The sequence below is a fragment of the Microcystis sp. M31BS1 genome, assembly GCF_020245285.1.
Taxonomy (GTDB): Bacteria; Cyanobacteriota; Cyanobacteriia; order Cyanobacteriales; family Microcystaceae; genus Microcystis; species Microcystis panniformis.
Genome location: NZ_JADBVE010000290.1, coordinates 1 through 3766, shown reverse-complemented (window position 1 = coordinate 3766; position 3766 = coordinate 1). Strand labels below are relative to the sequence as shown.

Below are 3766 nucleotides of genomic sequence, written 5' to 3'. Positions count from 1 at the left end.
TTCATAATAAATTTGGCAGAGGATTAAAGATTAGTTATTGTGACTAACTCTTTTGGTTAGAGAAAGATAAAATTGAGAATCTTCAGTCAAATTTATTGACTCAAAATTAGCTGTACTTAATTTAAATGAATCAACCCTAGGGGGCAGGGGGGATCGAACCTAAAATCCATTTTTAATTTAATTATAACCAGCTACTTATCTACACTACTCCTTAAGACTGTCTATGAGCAGGGAAGAGCCAGTTTAAGCATTTGTTTTTTTCCTGTGACCCCGGAAAGAAAGGGCTAAGATCTATTTAGATCAACTATCTTCACTTGCCATGGCCGCTAATGCCGACCATTCTGCCCATTCTAGCCTTAACTTGCAACAAGCTTGGCATACCTATCCGGTGGAAACCACCCTATCTATCCTCGGTAGTTCGGCTGTTAATGGCCTCAATAGGGAGCAAATCGCCCAAAGAATTAAATATTATGGCAAAAATGAACTAAAAGAACGTCCAGGGCGCAGTAATTGGCAAATTCTCCTAGATCAGTTTACCAATATTATGCTCCTCCTCTTAATTGCCGTGGCCATAATTTCCGGGGGACTGGATTTACTGGCATTACAGCGCGGTCATCTGGCTAAAATTGGTGTTCCCTTCAAAGATACGATCGCTATCTTAACAATTGTCATCCTCAATGGTATCCTCGGCTATCTGCAAGAAAGTCGCGCCGAAAAAGCTCTGGCCGCTTTAAAAAAACTCTCCTCTCCCCAAGTTAATGTTATCCGCGAGGGTCAACGCAGAGAAATAGACGCGGTTAATCTCGTCCCCGGGGACATCATGCTGATTGAAGCGGGAACCCAAATCAGTGCCGACGGCCAAATTATCGAAGCTTTTAACCTGCAAATTCGCGAATCGGCCTTGACAGGAGAGGCAAATAGTGTTAATAAATCCGCCTCCATTGACCCCTTAGACAGAGATACTCCCCTCGGCGATCGCTTAAATTTTGTCTTTACCGGAACAGAGGTACTGCAAGGCCGGGCCAAGGTCATCGTTACCAATACGGGGATGACAACGGAATTAGGCAAAATCGCTCAAATGTTAGCAACAGTCGGCAATGAACCCACTCCTCTCCAAAAAAGAATGACTCACTTGGGTAATGTCCTTGTTGCTGGTTCTCTCATTTTAGTTGCCCTGACTATTACCATCGGCCTGATCAATGCCGGTTGGTCGGCCCTAGAGGAATTAGTGGAAGTTTCCCTTAGTATGGCAGTAGCCGTCGTTCCCGAAGGATTACCCGCAGTTATCACCCTAACGCTCGCCCTAGGTACTCAACGCATGGTTAAACGTCAGGCCTTGATTCGTAAACTGCCGGCAGTAGAAACCCTCGGTTCCGTTAATGTGATCTGTTCCGACAAAACTGGGACGCTAACGGAAAATAAAATGATTGTACGCGAGATAGAGACAATTAATCGTAATTTTTCAGTTACTGGGGAAGGATATAGCCCAAAAGGACAATTTTTAGACTCCGAGCAACGGGCGATCGATCCCAAAACCGATCTAGAATTACATCATCTCTTAATTGCCAGTGTCCTCTGCAACGATGCCAGTTTATACCTCGATAATGGTCACGATAGCATTTTAGGCGATCCCACAGAAGGAGCCTTATTAGTTTTAGGGGCGAAAGCGGGCTTAAATTTATCCCTAACCAAGCAAGAGTTCCCTAGAATCGCTGAAATCCCCTTTTCTTCCCAAAGAAAGCGAATGTCGGTCATTTGTCAAGGAGTCAATCCCGTACTATTTACCAAAGGTTCCCCAGAATTAATCCTTGAACAATGTCTCTCCTATCAATCGGGATTAGAAAGTCTTCCTTTTGGGGATAGGGAAAAAGAAAAAGTCTTAGTCGCTAACAATGCTATGGCTAACAGGGGTTTGCGAGTCTTAGGATTGGCATACAAAAACCTGCTTTATCCACCAGAATTAACTGAAATCAGCGAAGATGAGCTAATTTGGCTAGGAATGGTCGGTATGCTCGACGCAGCGCGACCAGAGGTACAAATCGCCGTGACTAGGTGTCGAGAAGCGGGAATCCGTCCGATTATGATCACCGGCGATCATCAATTAACTGCTCTAGCGGTGGCTAAAAGTCTTGGTATTGCCCAAGCGGGAGCTTTAGTCATCTCAGGGCAAGAATTAGATAAATTATCACCAATTCAGCTAGAAAACCTTATTGACAAAACTAACATCTATGCCCGTGTCTCCCCCGAACATAAATTAACCATTGTCCGCGCCTTGCAAAAAAAGGGTAAATTTGTTGCTATGACTGGAGATGGGGTGAATGATGCTCCGGCCTTGAAACAAGCAGATATCGGCATTGCCATGGGAATCGCCGGCACCGATGTTACCAAAGAGGCTAGTGATATGATTCTCCTTGATGATAATTTTGCCACCATCGTCGCCGCTACGGAAGAAGGGCGAGTGGTTTATAACAATATTCGCAGTTTTATTAAATATATTCTCGGCAGTAATATCGGGGAAGTAATTACTATCGCTGCTTCGCCTCTTTTGGGTTTAGTTACTCCCCTAACTCCCCTACAAATTCTCTGGATGAATTTAGTTACCGATGGTTTACCTGCTTTAGCTTTGGCAGTGGAACCCGCTTCTTCTAATATTATGCGTCGCCCTCCTTTTAGTCCCCAAGAAAGTATTTTTGCTCGCGGTTTGGGAACTTATATCGTGAGAATTGGGATTATTTTTTCGATTATTAATATCACTCAAATGGTTATCGCTGTGCGCTTGGATCCGCTTTTTGGTAATACTGGTTCATGGAAAACTATGGTTTTTACTACTCTCTGTTTAGCTCAAATGGGTCATGCCATTTCTGTGCGATCGAGCGATCATCTTACCATAGAAATGAATCCTTTGACTAATCCCTATCTCTGGGTAGCAGTAACCCTGACGACAATTTTTCAACTGATGTTAATCTATGTTCCTGCTCTGCGAGATTTTTTCGGTACTCAATTTTTAACTAAAGAAGAATTATTAATCTGTTTGGGATTTAGTACCTTGTTATTCGTTTGGGTGGAGTTAGAAAAATTATTTACCCGTTGGTATCATCGGCGATAATCGGGGGGCTTTTTTCATTGTTCGGTAAACAGTGAACTGATACTAAATCCGTAAGGACATTGATGCGATTTTTGTCAATTGTTTTTGCTCTAGAACGAACTAATCAATAGAACTCTTGCCAGATAAGGATTTAGTCGATTTATGCCCCCCTATTGAACCATACCAAGTAACGAAGAACCCTAATTATTATCTCTATCAATTTAATTTCTATGAGTGAACATGAGCTAATATCTTTGATTTATAGCTCCATTTTACTATGTCTATAATTTAGTTTTTTACTTTAATTGATTATTCTAAATTATGATTTATCTCTTGGATTTCTTCTTTTATTTATCTGTTGACTCCTCTAGGTGGTGTTAATTCTTATTGCTCCTTATTGAGAATAGGTTTTGATGCCATTTTTGGTGCTTTACTGTTTCTCAAATGCCTTTTTTCGCTCCTTATGTTTATTTTTATGCTCACTTTGATTTTTTCTCTCCGTAATTTCTCTCTGTGACAGCTTAGGGTGCGGAATGTGGGTTATATATACTTTGCACGGCTACAACTTGCATTTTTTACTCAAGGACAATAATATAGTTTAAGAGTCATAATTAGAAGCAAAGCACTCATTAAAAACATGATTAACCTAGAATTCACGGAAGAAGAAAAGAACTCACTGTA

The 3766-nt window shown here is 41.5% G+C and carries 1 protein-coding gene; it reads left to right on the top strand.

The genetic code is table 11. The annotated features are described in order from the left end of the window. Positions 1–319: 319 nt before the first annotated feature. Positions 320–3106: a cation-translocating P-type ATPase gene (locus IM509_RS16735; protein WP_185236842.1), complete on the top strand. Its 2787-nt coding sequence runs from the start codon at positions 320–322 to the stop codon at positions 3104–3106. The last annotated feature ends 660 nt before the right edge of the window (positions 3107–3766 follow it).

Bases quoted from the DNA above. Each gene is read 5' to 3' on its own strand.
- IM509_RS16735 (WP_185236842.1), top strand. From the start codon at position 320: ATGGCCGCTAATGCCGACCATTCTGCCCATTCTAGCCTTAACTTGCAA.